The sequence below is a fragment of the Tsukamurella sputi genome, assembly GCF_007858445.1.
Classification (GTDB): domain Bacteria; phylum Actinomycetota; class Actinomycetes; order Mycobacteriales; family Mycobacteriaceae; genus Tsukamurella; species Tsukamurella sputi.
Genome location: NZ_VIGV01000055.1, coordinates 1 through 681, shown reverse-complemented (window position 1 = coordinate 681; position 681 = coordinate 1). Strand labels below are relative to the sequence as shown.

Here is a 681-nt window from a genome sequence, read left to right as displayed (position 1 = left end):
GGGTGTCGGTGTCCAGGGGAAGGTGCGGGCCGTGCTGTTCGACAGAGCCGACGGGCACGACCAGCACCGGCCCGGCCGGAGGCACCTCCGGCCAGGTCAGCGCGGCGAGCTCGGTCATCTCACGCGCCGAGGACGCGGTCGAAGCCCTCGGGGATGATCAAGTCGTCCCGGCTGAGCTCGGCGACGTCGCCGCGGCCCAGGCCCATGAGGGTCGAGTCGACGCCCATGCGCAGCAGGTCGAGGACGTTCTCGACGCCCGCCTGCCCATTGGCGGCGAGACCCCAGGGGTAGGCGCGGCCGATCATGACGGCCTTCGCGCCGAGGGCGAGGGCCTTGACCACGTCGCTGCCGCGGCGGATGCCGCCGTCGAGCAGGACGTCGAGGTCGGCGCCCACGGCGGCGGCGATGGGGCCGAGCGCGCGGATCGAGGCGGGCGTGCCGTCGAGGTTGTTGCCGCCGTGGTTGGACACGGAGATGGCGGTGGCGCCGATCTCGACGGCGCGCTTCGCGTCGTCAAGCCGGGTGATGCCCTTGACCATGAATTCGCCGCCCCACTGTTCGCGCAGCCACTCCAGGTCCTCCCAGGTGGGCGGCGGGGTGTTCATCCACTGGTAGTACGCGCCGAAGAAGGTGGGGCCGGTCTCGCCGCGGTCGACCAGGTTGGGTGCGGTGAGGTCGGGC

2 protein-coding genes are annotated in these 681 nt (G+C 72.4%); both read right to left on the bottom strand.

Translation table 11 applies throughout. From position 1 onward, the window contains the following. Positions 1-118, bottom strand: a 118-nt coding sequence (locus FK268_RS23135) for a creatininase family protein (RefSeq protein WP_158636211.1), incomplete at its 3' end; no start/stop codon positions are given. Between the two features lies 1 nt (position 119). Next, a partial coding sequence (locus FK268_RS23130; protein ID WP_193560323.1) for an alpha-hydroxy-acid oxidizing protein occupies positions 120-681 on the bottom strand: 562 nt, incomplete at its 5' end.